Genomic DNA, 22,410 nt, shown 5'->3' with positions numbered 1-22,410 from the left:
TCGTCACCCGGCGGACCGGGGGCGAAGTGTTACAGAAGTGGACAGTCGTCGGTCACGCCCAGCGCCTGCATGCGGCGATAGAGCGTGGTGCGGCTGATCCCGAGTTCGCGGGCCGCGCGCAGCTTGTTGCCTTCGCTGGCGCGCAGCGCCGTGACGATCGCGTTCCGTTCGGCGAGTTCGCGCCCGCCGAGCTGCCTCGTGCGCGAACTGCCGCGGTAGGCGGGCGGCAGCTGCGCGAGGTCGATCACCCCCGTGTACGGAAGGCGGGACACTTCCCGCATCACCGCGCGCAGCTCGTGCAGGTTGCCCGGCCACGGATGCGTGCGCAGCGCGGCCAGCGCGGTGCCGGTGAAGTGCGGTTTCCGGTCCGGATATTCGTCGCGGAGCATGGCCACGGCGATCGCGGGCAGGTCGTCGAGGCGCTCGCGCAGCGGAGCGAGGGTGACGGTTTCGGCGCATCTCGCGGCGATCGCCGCGACGGCTGGGGACATCGCGTCCGACGCGACCGAAGTGAGCAACAACCGGGCCGATCCGGGGTTGTCGAGCGCTTCGCCGACCAACGGGAGCAGGCCCTCCGGAAGAAGGTGAACGTCGTCCAGGACGACGGCGGTGCGCGGCTGCGCGACGAGGTCGGCGAACCTCGTTGCCCAGGCTCGCGGTTCCTCGCGCAGCGCGGCGGCGGCGTGCAGGACGACCGGATCGTCCACGCCGGCGCGCGCGCGGGCTTCAGCGGTCCGGCCAGTTCCCGATTCGCCGGTGACCAGAACCGAGCGTGCTGGTTTTGTCGCGGCGGGGGCCGGTTTTCGGCTGCTGCTCGGGCTCTTCGCGATACGGAAGACAGCACCGTCCGTCGAACCCTCAACGCGTTCGGCTACGACCGAAAGGCTGGTTCCGTCACCCACATCGAGGCGAGTGTCGAACACTCCGCGTTCCGGCACTTGCGGCAACAACGTGCGCAGCAGGGTCGGATCGGCGGGGCGAAGCTGTTCGATGCAGGCTTCGTTGGCGAACACCAGATCGCCGCCGAGCACCGCGACCGGCACGCTGCGGTGGTGCGTGGCCTGCTGGAACGCGAGGAACAGCCGTCGTTCGCAGGCGCGGGCACTCTCCAGCACGAGCTGTTCGATGTCGCCGACGACGCGTTTCACCAGCGGCCCGAAAAGCGGGTTGCTGCTGTCGCTTTCGCCGGTGATGTCGAGGACGCCCTCGATCCGCCCGGTGAGCGGATGCCGGATCGGATGGCCGTAGCAGCTGAACCGCTTCAACGCGTCGACGTAGTGCTCCTGTCCGTGGATTTCCACCGCCTGACGCGATTCGTGCGGCGTGCCCAGCGCGTTCGTGCCGACCCGGCCCTCGCTCAGCTGCGAACCGTGCAGCACGCCGAGCTCCTCCAGCCGGTGCTGCAAGCCGCGGTCGCCGAACCAGCGGAAGACGAGCCGGCAGTCGCGGTCGGCGAGCAGGATGGAGAAGCGGGTGCCGGTCAGCTGCTCGACGAGTTGGTCCAGCACCGGGCGGGCGGCGGTCATCAGCCTGCTGCGCGGATCGACCTCGGCGATCGAAATCGCGGCCCGGTCCAGCTCCGGCTCCACGCCGAACAGCCGGGACCGGCGCCACGAATCGGCGATCGGCGGCCGCAGGACGGCGGAGCCCTGCGACGGTATCCCTCCGAGCGACACTGCTCCTCCCGACTACCGGACGGCGACGTAGCGGTTCGTGTGACAGTACCTTCGCGGATCGACAAGTTCCAGACGTGCGTCTTCCCGCGACCCGGTCTGTCCTTTGTGGACAAGGGTAAGATCGGGTGAGTGCCGCGCCGTTTGATCATGTTTTTCGTCCTGCTGTTCGGCTGGGCCGAATGGGAACACTGGAGATCCTCGCGCCGCGCGATGGGCGGCCGCCCGGGGACGTCCGGCACCGGCGAGGCAGTGGTCGTGCTCGGCTACCGCAACCGCGGGTCGCGGGCCAATTTCGTGAACCGCTGGCGGGTGCGGGCGGCAGTACGTTCCCAGGCGCCAGGACCGTCGAGGCTGGTGCTGTGCGGCGGAGCCGTCGGCGGCCTGGCGGCGGAGGCCGCGCTGATGGCACGGTACGCGCGGGAGCACGGCTATCGCGGCGAGCTGGTACTGGAGACCGAGAGCCGGTCGACGTGGGAGAACGTGCTCGGCGCGGCGCCGCTGATCGAGGACGCGGACCGGATCAAGATCGTCTCGAATCCGCTGCACGCGGAGAAAGCACGCCACTATCTGCGGCGGCACCGGCCGGACCTGGCGGAACGACTGGTGCCCGCGAAGGAGTACCGGTTCGGGGAGTGGCTGGCGGCGAAGCCGGTGCTGACGGTGCTGGGAAAACGCAATCTGCGGCGGTTGCGAAGGTGAGCCGGGGCTCGCGGTGCGGCTGGCATCGCGGGCTAGCCCGAGCCGGGACGCTCCGCTGCTGGCCTGCGAGCCAGCCACCGCCCCGCCGCACCAAAACCGACTCCACCCCGCCGCAGGGCGCGCGTTCAGGGCCCGCGAGCGGCCGGCTCTACCGCGATCGCCGCTCACGAGCCCCCAGGCAGGTGCGCGTCGATCTTGGCCGCCATCGCCTCCAGTCTGTCCCGCTCGTCCCGGCCGAGCGGAGCGAAGACCATCTCGTCAGCCTCGGCCAGCACCGCGTCAAGCCCGGCGACCAGATCGAGCCCGGCTTCCGTGGCGTAAACGCGCTTGCGCCCGCCCTCCGTGCGGCGCTCGACCAGGCCGCGGCGTTCGAGCCCCTTCAGCAGCAGGGAAACGTTCGCGGGCGTCGTGTGGCTCATCTCAGCGACGTCTCGCTGGATGACGCCAGGCTGCCGCTCCAGGTAGCCGAGCACGATGGCCTGTTCGAAGGTCAGGTCGCGAGTGCGGCTCCATTCCTCGATCCGCTTGCGCCGCACCCAGCGAATCGACCGGAAAAGGTCGCCGGACTTCGGTCGCGGCTTGTATTCCCGACTAGGAGTTAAATCCTTAACTTCCGAAGGCGGCTGGACGAGCGGCAGGAAAAGCTCGTCGACAATCGACCGGATCCGCGCGGGCCGGAGCGGGGCGAGGTCCAGCAGCAGGTCGTGCCGCATCAACTGGAACGGCATTTCGAGCACCGTGCCGGAAAGGCGCGTCAGGTCGATCTCGCCGCGGGCGTGGGCGCGCTCGTAGATGCCCCGCGGGAGCAGCCGGTCGCCGATGATCCTGTCCCGGATCTGTCCAGGAGTGGCACCGGTATGCGCCGACAGTCCGGAGATAGCGGCGGCGGCCGCGATGGCGAAGAATCCGGCCAGGGATTCGCTCGCCGCGGTCAGGTACGCGAGCAGATCGCCGCGCAAACTCCCGGTGTCGGGCATCGCGATCGGATGGTCGTCGCGGTGCCGCCGCATCGCCGCCAGCACGAGCTCGTCCTTGTTGGCCCACCGCCGATAGAGCACGGCCTCGCTCGTCCGGGCGCGGACGGCGACCGATTCCATGGTCAGCCGCGCGTACCCGGCTTCGACCAGTTCGTCCCACCCGGCGGCCAGCAACGCGGATTCCAGCTGCTCGCCATGCCGGCGGCGCACGGTTTCAGGGGCCACTCAGCCGACGATAGAAAGTTTTGTCTTTCTTATCAAGTGTCCCTACTCTGGCAGACAGGAGTTCTTCGGAGCCAGGGGGTTGAAAATGCCGGGCACAAACCTGTCCACGCCGGATTTGCCGGTCCTGATCGTCGGCGCGGGCCCGACCGGGCTGACGCTGGCCTGCGAACTCGCTCGGCGCGGCGTCGCGTTCCGGCTGGTCGAAGCGGCCCCAGGCCCGCGCCCGGGCTCGCGCGGCAAGGGCCTGCAGCCGCGCAGCCTCGAAGTGTTCGACGACCTCGGCGTCATCGACCGCATTCTCGCCAACGGCCGGTCTGCGATGCCGATCCTGCTGACCGACCCCGACGGCCGGACGAGCGGCGGCCCGACCTACGAGGAGCGTCCCGATGTTCCTTACCCGGCATCGGTTATCACCCCGCAATGGCGCGTCGAAGAAACCCTCGGCCTGCGACTGGCCGAACTCGGCGGCACGGTCGAATTCGGCACCGCGCTCGAGAGCTTCGACCAATCCGCCAACGCCGTGACGGCAGTACTGCGCACCGGCGACCAGACCGAAACCGTCCGCGCACGGTGGCTGGTCGGCTGCGACGGCGGCCGCGGCGTCGTCCGCAAACAAGCCGGGATCGCGTTCGAAGGCGAGACGGACGAGCGGATCCGGATGATCGTCGCCGACGTGGCCGTCGACGGCCTCGACCGCGACGCCTGGCACATGTGGCGCTGCCAGGAAGGTTTCGTCAGTCTCTGCCCGCTGCCGTCCACCGGGCTTTTCCAGTACCAGGCGCCCATCGGCGGCGAAACCGGCCTCGATCTCGCCACCCTGCAAACGATCTTCGACCGGCGAAGCGGCCGCACCGACGTCCGCCTGCACGATCCGGAATGGACGTCGGTGTGGCGCTCCAACACCCGTTTGGCCGAGCGATACCGCGTGGGCCGCGTGTTCCTCGCCGGCGACGCGGCACACGTGCACTCCCCCGCGGGCGGCCAGGGCATGAACACCGGCATCCAAGACGCGCAGAACCTGGGCTGGAAACTCGCCGCCGGAGCATCGGAACTGCTGGACACCTACGAGTCCGAACGCCGCCCGATCGCGGCCGCCGTGCTGCGGCTGTCGGCCGCGCGGCTGGCCGAAGCCGCCGAGCAGAAGAGCATCCCCATCCGCAGCGACCGGGACACGACCCAGCTCAGCGTCAACTACCGCGGTTCCGTCCTGGCCCGCGACGACCGCGGCCAGTCCGCCCAGCTCCGCGCAGGCGACCGCGCCCCCGACGCCCCCGGCCTCACCACCACGACCGGCGAACGCCGCCTGTTCGACCTCACCCGCGGCGGACAGTTCACCCTGGTGAACTTCGGCCCCCGGTTCGACTCTTCCGTCCGCACCTTCCACGTCGTCGCCGAGCCTGCCGCCGAAGACGAGATCGCCGACTCCTCCGGCCACCTGGCCCGCGCGTACTCCCCGGCCGACCGCACCCTGGTCCTGCTCCGCCCGGACGGCTATATCGGCCTGATCTCCGACGCGGGCGACCTCTCCGCCGTCACGGAGTACCTGCTCTAGCCTCTTCCCATGTCCGCCCCCGACGAACTGGCCGTGACGCTGTACGGCGCGGTCAGCCTGATCGCCCGCAGGCTGCGCCAGAGCCAGGTCACGGCCGAACTGTCCCTGCCGGAACGGTCCGCGCTGTCCCGTCTGGACCGCGACGGCCCGGCCACCACCGCCGCGCTGGCGCGTGCCGAGCAGATCACCCCGCAGGCGATGAGCACGACCATCAGCGGCCTGTCCGCGCGCGGCTTCGTCGCCCGCACCCCCGATCCCGCCGACGGACGGCAGATGATCGTGTCCCTGACTCCCGAGGGCAGCGAGGTCCTGCGGGCTCGCCGCGACGCCCGGATGCGCCAGTTCGCGGAGTCGCTCCGATCCGGGTTCTCACCAGAGGAACTGGCGGTGCTGAAGGAGGCGGCTCCGTTGCTGGAGCGGCTCGGGCAGACGTTCTGAACCGGCGTCCGTCCACTGTGGAATTCGGGTGCGCGTTGCCCGGTTCCTGGTATCCTGGCTCGCGGACCGCAGACTTGATCAAGAGGATTTCCATCGTGGCAGGTGAAGACGACATCTCCGGGTGAGCCCGGGGCACGGGCCAGGACGGCACCGGCCCCTCGCTGATCCCCGCGCGGCCCGCAGCCGCGCGTGGAGGTTTCCCGTGCAGGTCAGGCGGCGTACGCCAGGAGACCCACGGGCCGCGAGGCAACCGACCGCAGGCAGGCGCGAGCGCGCCGCCAACCAGGTCGGGCATGCGCTGGTCGCTGATGGCCCCACCTCAGTCGTCCACACCAACACCAGCAGGGGCACCCCCCTGCCGATTCACCGCGAGGCCTCACCATGTCCGATCTCCGCATCGTCCTGTCCGGGATCTCCTTCTCCTGGCCCGACGACACCGTCGTCTTCGATCAGCTCTCCGCCACTTTCCCGCCCGGCCGGACCGGGCTCGTCGCGCCCAACGGGGCCGGGAAGTCGACGCTCCTGAAGCTGATCGCCGGGCAGCTCACACCGTCCGCAGGCAGTGTCACCGTCGACGGCGTGCTCGGGTATCTCCCGCAGGACCTGCCGCTCACCGCGGACCGCACGGTCGCGGAGGTGCTCGGCATCGACACGATTCTCAAGGCCATCACTGCCGTCGAGGGCGGCGACGCGGCCGAGGAGCACTTCACCGCCATCGGCGCGGACTGGGACATCGAGGACCGCACCCGGGCGCAGCTGGACCGGCTCGGGCTCGGCGACCTCGAACTCGACCGGCTGCTCGGCACGCTCAGCGGCGGCCAGGTCGTCTCGCTCGGCCTCGCCGCGCAACTGTTGCGCAGCCCGGACGTCCTGCTGCTCGACGAGCCCACCAACAACCTCGACCACACCGCCCGCCAGCAGCTCTACGGGGTGCTTTCCGACTGGTCCGGCTGCCTGCTCGTGGTGAGCCACGACCGCGCGCTGCTCGACCGGATGGACCGGATCGCCGAACTGGGCGCGGACGAAATCCGGTTCTACGGCGGCAATTTCACCGAATACGACCAAGCGGTGCAAGCCGAACGGGAGGTCGCGGAGAAGAATATCCGCAACGCCGAACAAGAGGTCAAACGCGAGAAGCGCGAAATGCAGCAAGCCCGGGAACGCGCGGCGAAACGGGCCAGCAACGCGCAGCGCAATCTGTCCAGCGCTGGTCTGCCGAAGATCTTCGCGGGCACGATGAAGCGCAACGCACAGGAGTCCGCGGCGAAGGCGGACGGCACGCACGCGGCGCGGGTCAGTGCGGCGAAGGCCAAGCTTGACCAGGCGGAACGATCGTTGCGCGAGGATCAGAAGATCAGTCTCGAACTGCCGAAAACGGCGGTACCGGCTGGGCGGACGTTGTTTGCCGGCAAGCATCTTCGGGTGCGCGGGCTGTTCGCGGGCGAGGGTGCGGATCTGTCGGTCCGGGGTCCGGAAAGGATCGCGCTCACCGGACCGAACGGGGTCGGGAAATCAACGTTGTTGCGGCTGATGCACGGCACTCTCACGCCGGACGCGGGCGAGATCAGCCGTGCGGCCGGGCGGATCGCGTATCTGTCGCAGCGGCTCGATGTGCTGGATTCCGAACGCACGGTCGCGGAAAATCTCGCTGACGCCGCACCGGAAATGCTGCCCGCGGACCGGATGAATCTGCTGGCGCGCTTCCTGTTCCGCGGCACGCGGGCGCACCTGCCGGTCGGGGTGCTGTCCGGCGGCGAACGGCTGCGCGCGACGCTCGCGTGCGTCCTGTTCGCCGAGCCCGCACCGCAACTGCTGCTGCTCGACGAGCCGACGAACAACCTCGACCTGGTCAGCGCCGGCCAGCTGGAGAGCGCGCTGAACGCCTACCAGGGCGCGTTCGTGGTGGTCAGCCACGACGAGCGGTTCCTGGCCGAGATCGGCGTCGGCCGCTGGCTGCGGCTGGACAACGGCCAGCTTCGCGAAACGGCCGGGATCACGGAATGACCGCCCTGCGCGCGCACGAGATCGTGCGGGTGCTCGGGGGACGGCGCGTGCTCGACGGAGTGTCGGTCACCGCCGCCCCCGGCCGCCGGATCGGGGTGATCGGCGAGAACGGCACCGGAAAATCGACCCTGTTGCGAGTGCTCGCGGGTGTGGACGCGCCGGATCGCGGCGAGGTCGAACGACCGCCGGATCTGGGTTTCCTGCACCAGGAAATGCCGTTCGACCCGGCCGAGACGGTGGCCGACGTCCTCGACCAGGCCCTCGCCGCGGCCCGCGAAGTGCTGGCCGAACTCGACCGGGTCTCCGCCCTGCTCGCCGAAGCACCAGAAAATGCTGCCTTGCTGGCCGAGTACGCCGAATTGCTCGACCAAGCGCAGCACCACGAGGCGTGGGACGCGGACCGGCGCGCGGAAATCGTGCTCGCCGGGCTGGGGCTCGCCGAGATCGAACGCGAGCGCACGCTCGGTTCCCTTTCCGGCGGTCAGCGCGGACGGCTCGCGCTCGCCGGGCTGCTGGTCCGCCGTCCGTCGGCGGTGCTGCTCGACGAACCGACCAACCACCTCGACGCCGAAGCCGCAGCGTTCCTCGAAGCGCAGCTGCGCGAACTGCCCGGCGCGGCGGTGTTCGCCAGCCACGACCGGGCGTTCCTCGACGCGGTGTGCACCGACATTCTCGACCTCGACCCGGCCCCGGACGGTCCGGTGCGCCACGGCGGCAGCTACACCGAATACCTCAGCTGGAAACGCGCCGAACGCGAGCGCTGGGAGCGGCAGTACGCCGAAGAGCAGGAAGAGCTGGAGGAACTGCGCGACGCGCTCGGCGTCACCACGCATCGGGTCGCGCCGGGCCGTCTCGCGCCGGACAACGAGAAAATGGGCCTCGGCCGCAGGTCCGGCCGGGTGCAGAACCAGATCTCCCGCCGGGTCCGGGCGACCACGCGACGGCTGGACGAGCGGGAACGCACTCAGCTTCCCGCGCCACCGCCGCCGCTCCGATTCCGCCCGCGGGCGCTGGCGGTCGAAAATCCGCGGGAAACCCTTGCCACGCTGGACAAGGTGCACCTCCCAGACCGGCTTTCCGTTGATCGTCTGGAGATCCGGCCGGACACCCGGCTGCTGGTCACCGGCCCGAACGGCGCGGGAAAGTCCACGCTCCTTCTCCTCCTGGCCGGTGCCCTCGACGCGAACGGCATCACCCGCAAACCCGGCATAAGCACCGGAATCCTCAGCCAGGACACCACTTTCGCCCGCCCGCAGCGCACCGCCCGCGGCGCCTACCTCGCCGCGCTGGGCCCCGAACGCGCCGCCGCGGTCCCGCTGAACTCGTTGGGGCTGCTGACCCGCGGCGAGGCTTCCCGCCCGGTCGGCGAACTGTCCGTCGGGCAACGCCGCCGCCTCGCACTCGCGCTGCTCATCGCCGACCCGCCGCATCTGCTGCTGCTCGACGAACCGACCAACCACCTCTCCCCCACGCTGTGCGACGAACTCGAGGAGGCTCTCCGAACCAGCCCGGGCGCGATCGTCGCCGCCACGCACGACCGGCGGCTGCGCGAAAACTGGGCCGGGCACGTCCTCCGCATCGGCCCCGACCACCGCGCTGCGCCGTTAGAGTGATCCGCGCCGGGCGGATGTCCGGCGGGAGGCCCGGGCAACGACCACCCCGCGGACCATCCGCCCGCGAAGGGAACGACCGATGATGCACGAAGTCCTGCGCCGCCACGTCGACTCCGGGTTCGTCCCGGGCGCGGTCGCCCTCGTCGCGCGCGGCGACGAAGTCCAGGTGACCGCGGTGGGAAACCTCGACGTCGAGGGCACCGCGCCGATGACCCGCGACACCATCTTCCGCCTCGCCTCGATCACCAAGCCGATCACCGCGGCGGCTGTGCTGATGCTGGTCGAGGACGGCCGCTTCGGCCTGGACACCCCCGTCGCCGAATGGCTGCCCGAACTGGCCGACCCGAAGGTGGTGCGGACGCCGGAAAGCCCGGTCGACGACGTCGTGCCCGCCAAACGGCAGATCACCGTCCGCGACCTGCTGACCTTCCGCGCCGGCTACGGCTTCCCGTCGGACTTCTCCCTCCCTCAGGTCCAAGAGCTGCGTGCGGTGCAGACCGACGGCCGCGAGGTCCGGCTGCGCCCGGAACCGGACGAATGGCTCGCCCGGCTGGCCCGCCTCCCGCTGCTGCACCAGCCCGGCGAGGCGTGGCTGTACGACACCTGCGCCGATCTGCAGGGCATCCTGATCGCCCGCGCGTCCGGCCAGTCGCTGCCGGACTTCCTCGCCGAGCGGCTGTTCGAGCCGCTGGGCATGGTCGACACCGCGTTCGAGGTCCCCGCCGCCAAACGGCACCGGTTCGCCAGCTACTACCGCGGCGGCGAGAACGGCCTCGAACTGGCCGACGCGCCGGACGGTCAGTGGCGCGAGGTGCCGCGGTTCCCGGCCGGATCCGGCGGGCTGGTCAGCGCCGCCGACGATTGGCTCCGCTTTGCCCGAATGCTCCTTTCCGACGGCGCGGAATTGCTGTCGAAGGAGTCCGTCCGGCAGATGACGACCAACCATCTGACCGCGGAACAAATCGCGGCCAACCCGGTCTTCCTCGAAGGCCAGGGCTGGGGGTTCGGCGGAGCGGTCGACGTCGAGCCCACGGAGCCGTGGCAGGTCCCGGGCCGCTACGGCTGGGTCGGCGGCACCGGAACGAGCGCGTACTTGACGCCTTCGACCGGTTCCGTGGCGATTCTTCTCACCCAGCGCGGGGTGGACGGGCCGGGCGGCATCCCGCAGATGCGGGACTTTTGGCGGGAGGCGGCCGCGCCGGAGTGATCCGGCGAGGGCGGCGCAAGGTACTGTGGCCCGCGGGCACGAGGCAACGACGAGGGGTCAGACGTGGGCATCTTCGACAAGATCCGCGGCGAGTTCATCGACATCATCGAGTGGACCGACGACAGCCGGGACACCATCGTGTGGCGCTTCCCGCGCTACGACAACGAGATCAAGATGGGCGCCAAGCTCACCGTCCGCGAATCGCAGGCCGCGGTGTTCGTCAACGAGGGCCAGGTCGCCGACGCCTACCCGCCCGGCATGTACACGCTGCAGACGCAGAACATGCCGATCATGTCCACCCTCAAGGGCTGGAAGTACGGCTTCAACTCGCCGTTCAAGGCCGAGGTGTACTTCGTCAACACCCGGCAGTTCACCGACCTCAAATGGGGCACGCAGAACCCGGTCATCCTGCGCGACGCCGAGTTCGGCATGGTCCGGCTGCGCGCGTTCGGCGGCTACGCGGTCCGCGTGGTCGAGCCGGTCGCGCTGCTGAAGGAGCTGGCCGGCACCGACCCGCAGTTCCGCACCGAAGAAGTGTCGGACTACCTGCGCAGCATGGTCATCAGCAAGCTCGGGCCCGCGATCGCGGCCGCCCAGGTGCCGATGCTCGACCTGGTCACCCAGCAGGAGCAGATCTCGGGCAAGATCGCGAACGCGCTGAACCTCGAACTGCGCGAGGTCGGCATCGAGATCTCGAAGTTCATGATCGAGAACATCTCGGTGCCGCCCGAGGTCGAGGCCGCGATGGACAAGCGGACCCAGATGGGCGTGGTCGGCGACCTCGACCAGTACACGAAGTTCCAGTCCGCGAACGCGATCGAGGCGGCGGCGAACAACCAGGGCGGCGCGGGCGAGGGGCTCGGCATCGGCCTCGGCATGGCGCTCGGCCAGCGCGCGGCCGGACCGCAGCAGCAGCCCGCCCCGCAGCAGTACCAGCAGCAGGCTCCCCAGCAATACCAGCAGCCGCAGTACCAGCAGGCCCCGCCGCAAGCGCAGTACCAGCAGCAGGCCCCGCCGCCGATGCCGCCGCCGCTGCCGCAGGGCGAGCAGTGGTTCGTCGGCGCGAACGGCCAGCAGCTCGGCCCGTTCGACCGTGCGGGACTCGGTCAGCAGATCTCCTCGGGCACGCTCGCCAAGGACACCCTGGTGTGGAAGGCGGGCATGGCGCAGTGGACCCCGGCCTCGCAGGTGCCGGAAGTGTCGGCGCTGTTCGGCGCGGCCCCGCCGCCGCTGCCGCCGTCCTGAGCCGCACCGACCTTCTGGGGGACCCATGACCGATCCACGTTCCCAGCAGAGCGGCGTGGCCAACACGACCTACAAGTGCGGCGGCTGCGGCGCGCGGCTGGAGTTCGCGCCGGGCACGACGGCCATGCAGTGCCCGTACTGCGGATTCCGGCAGGAAATCGCCGCCGGCGACCGGCAGATCCGCGAGATCCCGTTCGCCGAGCTGGCGAATCTGGCGCGCAAGCCGGTGGGCTCGATCGGCAAGTACGTCTTCGTATGCCAGCGGTGCGCGGCGAGGACGGAAACCAACGAGACCGCCAGCATGTGCCAGTTCTGCGGGGCGCCGCTGGTGATCGACCCCGCCGCGTCCGGCCAGCTCGTCCCCGAGGGCGTGCTGCCGTTCGCGTTCGACCGGCCCGCGGTGAGCACGCATCTGAAGAAGTGGACGTCTTCGCGCTGGTTCGCGCCGACCGCGCTGAAGAAGGTCACCACCGCGGAGTCCACGAAGAGCACGTACATCCCGCATTGGACGTATGACTCGCAAACCGTGTCGGTGTACACCGGTGCGCGCGGCGAGTACTACTACGTCACCGAGACCTATTACGAGAACGGCGAGCAAAGGACCCGCCAGGTACGCCATACCCGCTGGTACCCCGCACGCGGGCAGGTCGCGCGGAACTTCGACGACGTCCTGGTCCCGGCCAGCACCCAGCTGCCGCTGCAGGAGCTGGACAACCTCGCGCCGTGGCCGCTCCTCGACGCCGCGCCGTACCAGCCGCAGTTCCTCTCCGGACACTTCGCGCTGCGGTACGACGTCGAGCCGGAGAACGGTTTCGAAGAGGCCAAGAACCGGATGGCCCCGGTCATCGCCGACGACTGCAAGTACGACATCGGCGGCGACACGCAGCGGCTGAATTCGGTCGACACGCAGCACAACAACGTGACCTTCAAGCTGATGCTGCTGCCGGTGTGGGTCGCGACCTACATGTACGCCGGGAAGAACTGGCAGATCCTCGTCAACGGCGTCACCGGCGAGATCCACGGCCAGCGTCCGTGGAGCAAGGCCAAGATCGCGATCGCGGCGGTGCTCGCGCTGATCGTGATCGCGGCGATTGTCTACTTCGTCGTGCTGAAGGGTCACAGCACCGGCACGACCCACCATTCCGTCACCCACCATTCCGTGACCCACCACTGAGTCTTCCAGGATGTGATGCGCCGTGCTGATGGGCATGGTTCTCGGCGACCGCCGCTCCCGCGTTTCGCGGGAGCACGCGGGTTCGCCGCTGTCCTGACCGGCGGGAATCCTCGCCTGCTCTCCGCGAAGCGTCGACGGCTGACTGGCCCTTCGACCCTTCCCGGGAGCATTCATGTCCACCGTCCAGTGGACCGAAAACGGAACCATCCGCACCGCCCGTTGGCATTCCGGAAACGGAACTCCGCCGCCGGGCCGCATTGTCGTCGTCGATGACCGGCTGACCGCTGCCGCCGCACTGCGTTTCGCGCGCGCTGGCACCGGAATGTTGTGGCGAGGCGACTTTCCCAACGCACGACAGCTCGTGCGCGCCATGGACCGCCGAATCCCTGAGGGCTCGGGATCTTTCACCGAAGTGCGTTCAGCGCGCGCAGAACGCGCGACGCTGCTCGGAAAGGTCCTGGTCTTCGTGGAAGCTGACCATTCGCTTCAGCTCCGCCGAGCTCCCGACATTCGAGCCGCTTGCGAGCACGCATTCGGCGGCATCGCCAGCACATTGATCTCGTTGCGTGAGTTGCTCGGCGCTCTGAGCGCTTATCAATGGCACCAGAAAGGCATTCATATCAACGCTTTAAGCTCACGATTGTATCCGGCGTATAGCGTGTTCGCGCCGACACGCAGTGAATACGTAGATCTCGTCGCGCAGGAACCATTGCCAGGCAAGGGGTCTCCGGTCGTCTTCGATCTCGGTACCGGTACGGGAGTGCTCGCTGCCCTTCTCGCCCGGCGCGGTGCCGCCGAAGTGGTGGCAACTGACCTGAATCCACGCGCCGTGCACTGCGCACGGGACAACCTCCGGCGACTCGGTCTGTCCGATCGGGTCCAGGTCCTCGAAACCGACCTCTGGCCCGCTGACCGGCGTGCCGACCTGGTCGTCTGCAATCCCCCGTGGCTGCCCGGAATCCCGGCTTCGGCGCTGGAACTCGGGATCTACGACGCCTCGTCCTCGATGCTGCACCGGTTTCTCGACGGCCTGCCCGACCATCTGACGCCGCACGGCGAAGGCTGGCTGATCCTGTCCGACCTCGCCGAACACCTCCGCCTGCGGACCCGCGCCGAACTGCTCGCGCGGATCTCCGCCGCGGGACTGAAAGTCGCGGGGCGGCGCGAAACCACGCCAAGACACCGACGCGCCACGGACAGTGCCGATCCGTTGCACGCACCACGCTCCCGGGAACGCACCATGCTGTGGCGGCTGACCAGGTCCAGAGCGTGACCCGGCGTTTCCACGCTGGACCGCACCGATCGAATATCCTCGCGCGAGACACGGGGAGGGACGATGCCCGGACCGGGTTTTGCCGTACCACCCCGGGAATTCGTGCGGACGCTCCTGCAGCGGGGCAGCCCGCCGGAGCGGCCGGACTCCGGCGGGGACCTCGCCGCGGTCGGTGACGCGACGCTGGCGCGCGCCGCACGGTACTGGGTCGTCGTGCCGGTCGCCTACCGGATCGCCGCGTTCGCCAAGGTGTTCATCGGATTCGCCGCGGCCAACGGCAGCGCCGGATTTTTCCCGGTGCTGCCCGCGGCCGCGGTGGGCGTCGCCGCGAACGCCGCGTTCCTCTGGTGGCTGCTGCGCTCCGGCGGCCTGCCCGCGCGGCGCACGCGGCGGGTGCTCGCCGCCGGCCTCGGCGCAGGGCTCGCGCTGAACCTGCTGATCGCGGTGCTCGCACCGGACGCGGTGCAGCCGTTCGCGATCGACGTCACCTGGACGTGGCTCGTCGGCTCGGTCGCGATGTGGGCCGGGACGTCCGGGCTGCCCGCGGCGCTGCTGCTCGCCGCGGCCGTCCCGGTGCGCGTTCTGCTGACCGTGGCCGGCGGGCTGCGGCTGGACAACCCGCTCGCGACCGCCGGTCGATCGGCTGCCTGGTCGCGCTGGCCGTGTCGATCGTGGTGGCGAGCGGGATCCTCGTGCTGCTGGGCGTCGGCACCCGGTTCGCCCTCGACATCGGCCTGCGCCGCGGCCAGGAGGCCGAACGCCAGCGCACGCGGCGGCTGCTGCACGACAGCGTGCTGCAGACGTAGGAAGCGCTCGCGATCTCCCCGTCCGACGACGCCGACCACGTGGTCGAACGGCTCGCCCAGCTGCGCTCGGTCGCCCACGCCGAGGCGGCCGGACTCCGCCGGAGCCTCACCGAGCCGATCGAACCGCGCACCGGACGCGGCTTCGTGGTCGAACTGGCCGACGTCGCCGCCGAAATGGTCCGCGAAGGCCTCCGCACCCAGCTCGTGGCCGCCGACTTCGCCGACGACGACCGCCTTTCCGCCGACCGGCGTATTGCACTGTGCGAAGCGGTGCGGGAAGCACTGCGCAACACGGTGAAACACGCCGGGACGAGCCGCGTCGTCCTCCGGGTGGAGGAACGCGACGACGGAACGGCGGTAGTCGCGCGGGACCAGGGCCGCGGTTTCGACGTGCGCGAACGAGGCCCGGGATTCGGCATCCGGCAGTCGATCCACGAGGGCTGAGCCGGCGGCGTCAGGTCAGTTGCTTCATCAGGCCTGCGGTGTCGATGATCCGCCATTCCTCGGCGATCTTCCCGTCGGCGATGCGGCTGAAAACCATTCCTTCCATGTGCACCTTCCGGCCGGTGGCCGGCACCCCGAAGAATTCGCCCGCATGCGTGGCGTCGGCCGCCCAATGGCGGGCCACCCATTCTTCATCCGCGGCGATATGCACCAATTGGAAGACGATGTCCGGAAAGGCGAGCCTGCCTTGTTCCTCGACGCGCCTGCCGTCCTCGATCGTCGTGGCCGGCATGCCCGGGAAGCTGCCGTGATTGCGGAAGTCCGGCGCCACGAACTCGCCGACACGGCTCCAGTCGCCACCGATCCACACGACGTCGAAGTACTTTCGGACCAATTCACGGTTCTCGAACGCTCCCACGCCGCCTCCTCGTCGATCGAGCGGTCCCCAAGAATAGGCGCTCCTTACGGATTCGTGACAACTCGGAACACCCGCCGGGGGCCGGCGGGAGACTTGGGGGGGATGATCGGACGGCGGTGGGAGCTCGGCGCGCTGGTCGACCTGCTCGCCGCGGCGCGGTCCGGTCGCGGGCGGGGCCTGCTCCTGCTCGGCGACGCGGGGATCGGCAAGACCACGCTCGCCGAAGCCCTCGCGGCCGAGGCCGGCGGCTGGACCGTCGGCTGGGGACGGTGCCCCGAGATCGAGACCGCGCCCTACTGGCTGTGGCGCCAGGCGCTCGGCCCACTCGACGCCGCCGCCCCGCTGGGCGATTCCGGGCACGCCGGGCGGGCGTCGATGTTCGCCGACGTCGCCGATCGGCTCGTCCGGGCCACCGCCGGCACGCCCGCACTGCTCATCCTCGAAGACCTCCACCTGGCCGACGCCGATTCGCTGGCGCTGCTGCAGTTCCTCGCCTGCGTCCTGCCCGAACTCCGCTGCGTCCTGCTGCTCACCAGCCGCGACAACGCGGTCGACCTCGCGCCCGCCGGGGCCGCCGCGCTCGCGGCCCTGCCGCCCTTCTTCGGCCGGCTCAGCCTCGCCGGCCTGGCCCCGGACGAGACCGCCGCGCTGGTCGAGCACGTGCTCGGCCGCCGCGACCCGGAGTTCGCCGGCGCCGTGCACGAACGCACCGGCGGCAACCCGTTCGTCGTGCTGGAGCTGGCCCTGCTGTCCGCGGCCAGGGGGCGGCCCGGCCTGCCCGCCGGGGTGCGGCAGGTCATCGGACGGCGGCTCGCGCGGCTGCGGCAGCGGACCGACGACTGCCTGGCCGCGGCCGCCGTCCTCGGCGACGAGGCCGATCTCGACGTGCTCGCCGAGGTCGCGCAGCTGGACGTCGCCGACGTGCTCGACGCCGTCGCCGAGGCGGCCGGCGCGCGGCTGGCCGTCGCCGGCGACGAGCGGATGCGGTTCACGCACGCGCTCGTGCGCGAGGTCCTCGACGACGGCCTGCCCGCCGGACGCCGCGGCCTCCTGCACGGCCGGGCCGGGCACGCCCTCGCCGCCCGGCACGCCGACGCGGGAACGGTCGCCGGGCACTTCCGGCGCGCGGTCGGCGTTGCGGACGCGGCCGCGCTCGCCGCCGAACACGCGCTGCTCGCGGCCCGGGACGCGATGCGGCGCGGTGGATACGAGCAGGCCGTCCGGTTCTTCCGCTGGGCGGGCGCCGGCCCGCAGCTGCGGCTGGAAACCGGTGCGGCACAAGTACTCGCCGGGCAGCTGGGCGAGGGCCGGGCCGTGCTGCGCGAACTCGCCCGGGAGCGGCTCGCCGACGGCGACGGCGAGACCGCGGCCCGGGCGTTGCTCGCGATGGGCGGCGGTCCCGGCGGCTTCGAGGTGGACCTGGAAGATCCGGAGCAGGCCGTGCTGCTGGAGCGGACATTGCCGCTGCTCGAAGACGGCGCGACGAAGGCCGCCACGCTCGCCCGCACCGCGCTCACCCGCGCGTACGGACGGATCGACGGCACGGCCCGCCCGCTCGCCGAGCAGGCCGTCGCGATGGCACGGCGGCTCGGCGACGCGCGCGTCGAAGCTGCCGCGATCTCGGCCTGGTGCGACACCGCGAGCGGCCCGGATTTCGTCGCCGAGCGGGAGAAAGCGGCCCGCCGCATGCTCACCCTCGCCGAGTCGGCCGACGACCGCACGCTCGCCCTGCTGGCCCGGCGGCTGCTCGTCGTGGCGTTGCTGGAACAGGGGAACTTCGCCGCCGCGAACGCGCAGATCGCCGCCTACGCGGCCACCGCGGAGCAGCTCCGCGTCCCCTACTACGCGTGGGTCGTCCCGATCTGGCGCGGCATGCGGGCGCTGATGCGCGCCGACCACGACCGGGTCGGCGAGTGCCTGGCCCAGGCCGAAGAACTCGCCCGCCGCGCGCAGAGCGAGAACGCCGGCCTCATGGTGGCCACGCAGCGGATCGGCCAGGCGGACGCGACCGGCACGATGGCCGCGCTCCTGGACGTGATCGACGCGGTCATGGCCCCGTTCCTGGACTCCCCCATGGCGCAAGGCTACCTGGCCTACTACCTCACCAAGGCGGGCGAGCACGACCGCGCGCGGCGCCTGGTCGAACAGCGGATGTCCGACGGCATCGACGTCGTGCCGAAGGACAGTGAATGGCTGACCTGTGTCGCGTTGCTGGGCGAAGCGGGCCGTCTGCTCGGGCACCGCGGCGCGGTCGAGGCCTGCGCCGCCGCGGTGCGGCCGTACCGCGACCTGTGGCTCTACGACGGGATCGGCGCCGCCTGCTACGGCCCGGTCGCGTCGTTCCTCGACCGCTTCGACGAGTTCCTCGGCACCCCGCCGGCCGCGCCGAAGACCCGCGTCACCGGGGAACTGCACCGCACCGGCGCGGTGTGGACGCTGCGCTGGCGTGGCGAATCGGCCACGATCCCCGACGCGAAGGGCGTGCGCGACCTGGCCGCGCTGCTGGCGCGTCCGCGCACACCGATCCACGTCCTCGACCTGGCAGTTGCCATCGTGTCGGTCTGGGGCGACACGGCCGCGTTGCCGCCCTCACCGGTCTTTGGAGATCTAAGCTGCCGGGACACGCATTCTGTGCACATGTCGGGGGGATCGACGTGAATTCGCCGTACGGCGGCATGCCCCAGTACGGGCAGGGGCCGCAACAACCGCAGCCGCAATGGGGGCAACCGCAGTGGGGGCCGGCAGCGCCGCCGCCCCCGCCGGCCCCGCCGCGGAAGAAGAAATTGTGGCTGTGGCTGGTCCCGTTGATCGTGATCGTCCTCGCGGCGACGGCCACGGGGGCGATCGTGTTGACCGGCGGTGATCCGCTGGGCGGCGCGTCTGCGTCGGACAGCGGGATGCAGCCGGAGGCGCACACGCCCGCGCCGCAGGGACGTGACGCGGCGGCGGTCACCGCCGCGCTGCGGGCCATCGACCCGTGCGCGCTCGTCGATCCGGCGGTCGCACGGCAGGTCGGGAATCCCAACGCGGTCACGATCGCGAAGGGCCCGCACGCGTGTTTCCTGGTCGCGGGCGCGAACTACGAACCGGGCGACCCCGGGGTGACGGTGAAGGTCGGCGAGTACTCCGAGCAGCTGCTGCGGTACTTCGGCTTCCCGACCACGATCGCGGGCGCCAAGGCCTACCAGTACTCCGAGACGGCCAAGCACCCCACCTGCCGGATGGAGTTCCCGGTGAGCTTCGAGCTGGCGATCGAGTTCTCCTACAGCGTGACCGGCGGCGACGGCGACGTCTGCCCGGTCGTGCGCCGGTACGCGGAGGCGGCCGTGCCGCGGCTGCGGAACCCGGCCGCGATCGCCCCGGCGCAGCGGCCGTACTCCGCGTGGGACGGCTGCACGCTGCTGGCCACGGCGCTTCCCGGCGACGAGGCGAAGAAGTACCGGTACCGCGTCAGCGGCAGCAAGGACCCCCTCGCGGGGTGCGAGACCTACGATTCGTCGGCGCAGAAGGTCGGCCCGAAGATCGAGATGTTCTACGACACCCCGGCCGATCTCACCGGGAGCCAGCCGCGGTCGATCGCGGGCAAGAACGTCGGCATGACCACCCTCGGCGACCACTGCCAAGCCAAATGGGACGCCGGCCCCGCCGGCAACCAGAACAAGTGGTTCGCGGACGTGACCGTGCAGGTGGAGGACAGCAGTTGCGACGCCGCCGCCGCGCTCGCCGAGCACGTGATGGGCCTCGCGACGGGACAACCGGGCCAGGTCGCCCCGGCAAAAGAGGTGCTCTACGGGCCGGGCGACAACGACACCGGAGCCCGGGGCGCCTGCATCGACCTCGCAGTGACCGGCAGCGTGCCCGACTGCGAGCCCTACCAGCAGGTCACGGTGGCGTCCTCGGCGCAGCAGATCATGGCTGACGCGGCGATCAACCGGAACGTGCAGTGCGCGGTCTTCAACGATGCGATCGTCGCCTTGTACGGCAAGCAATTCACGCCCGTGACGTGGGGATCCCACTGCTTCTTCGTGGACCCGAAGCACGAGCTGATGATCCAGGTGAACGTCAACCCGAAGGACGCCCCCGGCGACTACGGCCAGGGCTCGCCGGGCAGGCGGGAAACCACCATCGCCGGCAAAGCGGCCGTCGAGTACACCGACGACCACAACACGGAGTACGACATCTACCTGTCGCCGACGAACGACCTGCGGGCGCACGGCAACCTGCACATCAAGGTGGAGGGCCAACCGGGCCGCGGCAAGGACATGCCCGACGCGTACAACACGCTGCCGCCCGAAGCCCTCAGCACGGCGGAGAAAGCGATGGCGCAGACAGTCGAGAAGTACTTCAAGTGATCCGCGCGACGGCACGCCGCCTCGGGATCGACCGCGGCCTGCAGGAGACCGCGCCCGCAGGGACGCAGCGCTAGCTCCGTCGGCAGTCGTCGACGAACGCGTCGCGGAAGATCCGGTCGACGGTGGCGTGCAGGTCGGAGGTCTGCGGGATCACGATCTCGCCGGGGACACCGAGGCGGTCGTCGGGTTCCCACCAGGAAGCCATGTCTTCGGTGGTGAACTCGGCCGCTTCGCGCCTGCTCGCGTGGCGGATGAATGTCTCGGCCAGTTCGACCCGCAGGAAGTACACCAGCGTGCGGCCACGGTGCGCAGCGATCAGCTCCCGCACCGCCGGACCGTAGACGGCGGCGCTGAGGACGCCTCGAAGCCCGGCTGGCGGAGGTCGGAGGCACCGGGCAGGTGGAATCGACGCCGGGACGCGGGACCCGGGTGACGTTGTGGTGCCGCACTGACCATCGGACAGCAGATTTTTCTCTTTCTCGACGAAATTGGTACGCTTTCCGGAGTTGCCAGCGTGCTGCACTGGCTAGTCGATTCACCTTGCGTCTGCATTTGCCGACAAAGAACCTCCCCGCATGCACCACGTTCGTCGGTTCCCGTTCCGCATCCGCGAGGCTGATAATGGAGGGTCCAGCACGTTCAGCCCCAGCAGCGGGAGCACCTGCATGGACACGCCGGACGAGGCACGCGCGAACCGGACCGAGCGGAATCGCCGGATGCTCGAATCCTGGCGCGCCGGCGCGTCGATCACGGAGATCGCCAGGGAACACGGGCTGTCGCTGAGCTGGACCGGTCGGCTGCTGCGGCGGGAAGGCGCCGTCTTGCCGGAAATCCGCCAGGGGGTGCGCCGCGAACTCGACGTGCCGCGAATAGTCCGCGAGTACGAATCTGGCTCGACGATGCAGAGCATCGCGGACGCGCATCAGGCGTCCTATGGCACTATCCGTCGCTTGCTGCTGCGGGAAAAAGTGACCATCCGCCCGCACGGCGGACAGAACGCTCTCAGTCGGCGCAACCCAGGAGATACCCAGCGAGATTGACCACCGTTGCGGTTAATCTACCTTCCGCAGCCGCAACGCCAACGCCGGACAAGCCGCAGCCGCCCTTCGCGCTTCGGCCAACAGCGGCTCGGGCACCGTCTCCCCGTGTATCACCGGGTAACCCCATTCGTCCACAGTGATCAGTTCCGGCAGGACGTCCGCGCACAAACCGTGTGCCCGGCAGGCGATCGGGTCGACTGTCAGGCGGTTCATGCCGCACCTGCCGTGACTCGGCATGCGCCGGCCGCCAGGTGGGCGTGGACATCCGCGGCGAAGACGCGCAGGGCGCTCGCGGCGAGGCGGACCGCTCCGTCCGGGTGGGCGCACGCGCCTCGTCCGCTGAGGAGCGGGAGGCGGCGGGCCAGGCGGCCGGTTGCGTCCCGGCCCGCCAGCAGGTTGGCGAAATCCCCGGCGATGGCGGGAAGTCCGAACATGCACGGTCCGCATTGGCGAGCGGATTCGGCGGCCAGGGTGAAGAGAATGTTCCGGGTCAGCTCGATCCCGCAGTGCGGTTCCGGGAGCAAGTGCAGCGACGACAGGCCGGGTTCGCGCCCGAGCGGCAACGGGTCGGCCAGGGAGCGCGGCATCCAGGTACCGCCGTAACCGCCGATCAGGACTGCTTGCGCGGCAACGGATCCGCCAGCGCGGGCGAGAATCGCGGAAACGGGAGTGTCCGCCGGGACTTCCAGCACACCAGGACGAGCGACCGCTCCGGTGACCGTGACCAGGTCAGTGTGGACAGACCGATAGCGGTCCGCTCCGACCCGAGCGACGAGCGCGAATCGGGCCAAGGTTTCGACATTCTGGACCAGTGTCGGGCGGCCGCGGAGTCCGCGTTCGGCGGGGCGCGGGAATTTGCCGGTCGGGCGGGCACCGCCGGTGCCGAGGAAATGCACCAGCGCGGTTTCTTCACTGGCGACGTATCGGTGCGGGACTGCTACCAGCTTTACCGGCACGGTGTCGCGGCGTTCGGCCAAAGCGGCCAGGACGCTTCGGTTGCCCTCGTGCAGGCAGAGATAAGCCTCGGTCGCGCCGACGGCGTGAGCGGCGACCTGGATACCGTCCAGCACCAGGTGCGGCGCGAGCTCCAGCAGCGCGCGATCCTTGCTGCTGTACGGATCGCTCTCGCAGCCGTTGGCGACCACAATGGACCGTCCTGGTGCGACGGAGCGCAGTTTCGCCGCAGCCGGAAAGCCCGCGCCACCCCGGCCGCGGATACCGGCGGCGTCGATTTCGTGGATCAGTGCGTCGCGGTCCAAGACGGGGA

Annotated in this window: 21 protein-coding genes; 14 read left to right on the top strand and 7 right to left on the bottom strand. The window is 70.3% G+C overall.

The genetic code is table 11. The features are described 5' to 3' along the window. Positions 1-29 precede the first annotated feature (29 nt). Positions 30-1,676: a sigma-54-dependent Fis family transcriptional regulator gene (locus ATK30_RS29705; protein ID WP_101438300.1), complete on the bottom strand. Its 1,647-nt coding sequence runs from the start codon at positions 1,674-1,676 to the stop codon at positions 30-32. 129 nt (positions 1,677-1,805) lie between these two features. Between ATK30_RS29705 and ATK30_RS29700 the strand changes: the two genes are divergently transcribed. Then, a complete protein-coding gene (locus tag ATK30_RS29700; RefSeq protein WP_244194766.1) occupies positions 1,806-2,375 on the top strand; it encodes a YdcF family protein in 570 nt (189 codons plus the stop codon). A 164-nt stretch (positions 2,376-2,539) separates the two neighbouring features. Here ATK30_RS29700 and ATK30_RS29695 read toward each other — a convergent pair whose 3' ends face one another. Further along, positions 2,540-3,577, bottom strand: coding sequence for a TetR/AcrR family transcriptional regulator C-terminal ligand-binding domain-containing protein (locus ATK30_RS29695; RefSeq protein ID WP_208637449.1), 1,038 nt, complete (start codon positions 3,575-3,577; stop codon positions 2,540-2,542). A gap of 85 nt (positions 3,578-3,662) precedes the next feature. Between ATK30_RS29695 and ATK30_RS29690 the strand changes: the two genes are divergently transcribed. The 8 genes from ATK30_RS29690 to ATK30_RS29655 all read left to right on the top strand — a co-directional run bounded on the left by ATK30_RS29690 (position 3,663) and on the right by ATK30_RS29655 (position 14,083). Continuing rightward, entirely contained in the window at positions 3,663-5,129 is a 1,467-nt protein-coding gene (locus ATK30_RS29690) for an FAD-dependent oxidoreductase (RefSeq protein WP_101438299.1), read from the top strand. 9 nt (positions 5,130-5,138) lie between these two features. Then, a complete protein-coding gene (locus ATK30_RS29685; protein ID WP_101438298.1) occupies positions 5,139-5,567 on the top strand; it encodes a MarR family winged helix-turn-helix transcriptional regulator in 429 nt (142 codons plus the stop codon). Positions 5,568-5,948: 381 nt separating this feature from the next. Continuing rightward, a complete protein-coding gene (locus ATK30_RS29680) occupies positions 5,949-7,571 on the top strand; it encodes an ABC-F family ATP-binding cassette domain-containing protein (protein WP_101438297.1) in 1,623 nt (540 codons plus the stop codon). Further along, on the top strand, positions 7,568-9,184 hold the full coding sequence (locus tag ATK30_RS29675) for an ABC-F family ATP-binding cassette domain-containing protein (RefSeq protein WP_101438296.1): 1,617 nt from the start codon (positions 7,568-7,570) through the stop codon (positions 9,182-9,184). Before ATK30_RS29680 ends, ATK30_RS29675 begins: the two co-directional genes overlap by 4 nt. 79 nt (positions 9,185-9,263) lie before the next feature. Next, on the top strand, positions 9,264-10,391 hold the full coding sequence (locus ATK30_RS29670; protein ID WP_101438295.1) for a serine hydrolase domain-containing protein: 1,128 nt from the start codon (positions 9,264-9,266) through the stop codon (positions 10,389-10,391). Between the two features lie 63 nt (positions 10,392-10,454). After that, a complete protein-coding gene (locus ATK30_RS29665) occupies positions 10,455-11,636 on the top strand; it encodes an SPFH domain-containing protein (RefSeq protein ID WP_101438294.1) in 1,182 nt (393 codons plus the stop codon). Positions 11,637-11,661: 25 nt separating this feature from the next. Further along, entirely contained in the window at positions 11,662-12,810 is a 1,149-nt protein-coding gene (locus ATK30_RS29660) for a TFIIB-type zinc ribbon-containing protein (RefSeq protein ID WP_101438293.1), read from the top strand. Between the two features lie 172 nt (positions 12,811-12,982). Beyond that, positions 12,983-14,083 (top strand): methyltransferase, encoded by a 1,101-nt coding sequence (locus ATK30_RS29655; protein ID WP_101438292.1) that lies wholly within the window; start codon positions 12,983-12,985, stop codon positions 14,081-14,083. Positions 14,084-14,307: 224 nt separating this feature from the next. Here ATK30_RS29655 and ATK30_RS46425 read toward each other — a convergent pair whose 3' ends face one another. After that, a complete protein-coding gene (locus ATK30_RS46425) occupies positions 14,308-14,700 on the bottom strand; it encodes a hypothetical protein (RefSeq protein ID WP_244194765.1) in 393 nt (130 codons plus the stop codon). A gap of 45 nt (positions 14,701-14,745) precedes the next feature. On the opposite strand from ATK30_RS46425, the gene ATK30_RS46420 reads away from it, so the two are divergent. Both ATK30_RS46420 and ATK30_RS46415 read left to right on the top strand, forming a co-directional pair. After that, positions 14,746-14,889: a hypothetical protein gene (locus ATK30_RS46420; RefSeq protein ID WP_244194764.1), complete on the top strand. Its 144-nt coding sequence runs from the start codon at positions 14,746-14,748 to the stop codon at positions 14,887-14,889. A gap of 39 nt (positions 14,890-14,928) precedes the next feature. After that, on the top strand, positions 14,929-15,333 hold the full coding sequence (locus tag ATK30_RS46415; RefSeq protein WP_244194763.1) for an ATP-binding protein: 405 nt from the start codon (positions 14,929-14,931) through the stop codon (positions 15,331-15,333). Between the two features lie 10 nt (positions 15,334-15,343). Here the strand turns inward: ATK30_RS46415 and ATK30_RS29645 are convergent, their stop codons facing one another. Further along, positions 15,344-15,751: an ester cyclase gene (locus tag ATK30_RS29645; RefSeq protein WP_101438291.1), complete on the bottom strand. Its 408-nt coding sequence runs from the start codon at positions 15,749-15,751 to the stop codon at positions 15,344-15,346. Positions 15,752-15,853: 102 nt separating this feature from the next. Here ATK30_RS29645 and ATK30_RS29640 point away from each other — a divergent pair, with 102 nt between their 5' ends. Beyond that, positions 15,854-18,409 (top strand): ATP-binding protein, encoded by a 2,556-nt coding sequence (locus ATK30_RS29640; RefSeq protein ID WP_101438290.1) that lies wholly within the window; start codon positions 15,854-15,856, stop codon positions 18,407-18,409. Continuing rightward, positions 18,406-20,103: a DUF3558 family protein gene (locus ATK30_RS29635; protein ID WP_143271444.1), complete on the top strand. Its 1,698-nt coding sequence runs from the start codon at positions 18,406-18,408 to the stop codon at positions 20,101-20,103. Before ATK30_RS29640 ends, ATK30_RS29635 begins: the two co-directional genes overlap by 4 nt. Positions 20,104-20,173: 70 nt before the next feature. Here the strand turns inward: ATK30_RS29635 and ATK30_RS29630 are convergent, their stop codons facing one another. Beyond that, on the bottom strand, positions 20,174-20,431 hold the full coding sequence (locus ATK30_RS29630; RefSeq protein WP_101438288.1) for a P-loop NTPase family protein: 258 nt from the start codon (positions 20,429-20,431) through the stop codon (positions 20,174-20,176). Between the two features lie 337 nt (positions 20,432-20,768). On the opposite strand from ATK30_RS29630, the gene ATK30_RS29625 reads away from it, so the two are divergent. Further along, entirely contained in the window at positions 20,769-21,143 is a 375-nt protein-coding gene (locus ATK30_RS29625; protein ID WP_101438287.1) for a helix-turn-helix domain-containing protein, read from the top strand. A gap of 12 nt (positions 21,144-21,155) precedes the next feature. Here the strand turns inward: ATK30_RS29625 and ATK30_RS29620 are convergent, their stop codons facing one another. Continuing rightward, the gene (locus ATK30_RS29620; RefSeq protein ID WP_244194762.1) at positions 21,156-21,356 is read right to left on the bottom strand and encodes a ferredoxin; all 201 of its coding nucleotides are present in this window, start codon (positions 21,354-21,356) and stop codon (positions 21,156-21,158) included. Next, on the bottom strand, positions 21,353-22,402 hold the full coding sequence (locus tag ATK30_RS29615; RefSeq protein WP_244194761.1) for an NADH-ubiquinone oxidoreductase-F iron-sulfur binding region domain-containing protein: 1,050 nt from the start codon (positions 22,400-22,402) through the stop codon (positions 21,353-21,355). Before ATK30_RS29615 ends, ATK30_RS29620 begins: the two co-directional genes overlap by 4 nt. Positions 22,403-22,410: the final 8 nt, after the last annotated feature.

The sequence above is a fragment of the Amycolatopsis echigonensis genome, from assembly GCF_002846615.1.
GTDB lineage: Bacteria > Actinomycetota > Actinomycetes > Mycobacteriales > Pseudonocardiaceae > Amycolatopsis > Amycolatopsis echigonensis.
Note: the sequence above shows the minus strand (reverse complement) of the source record. Positions and strands in the feature narration are given on the sequence as shown.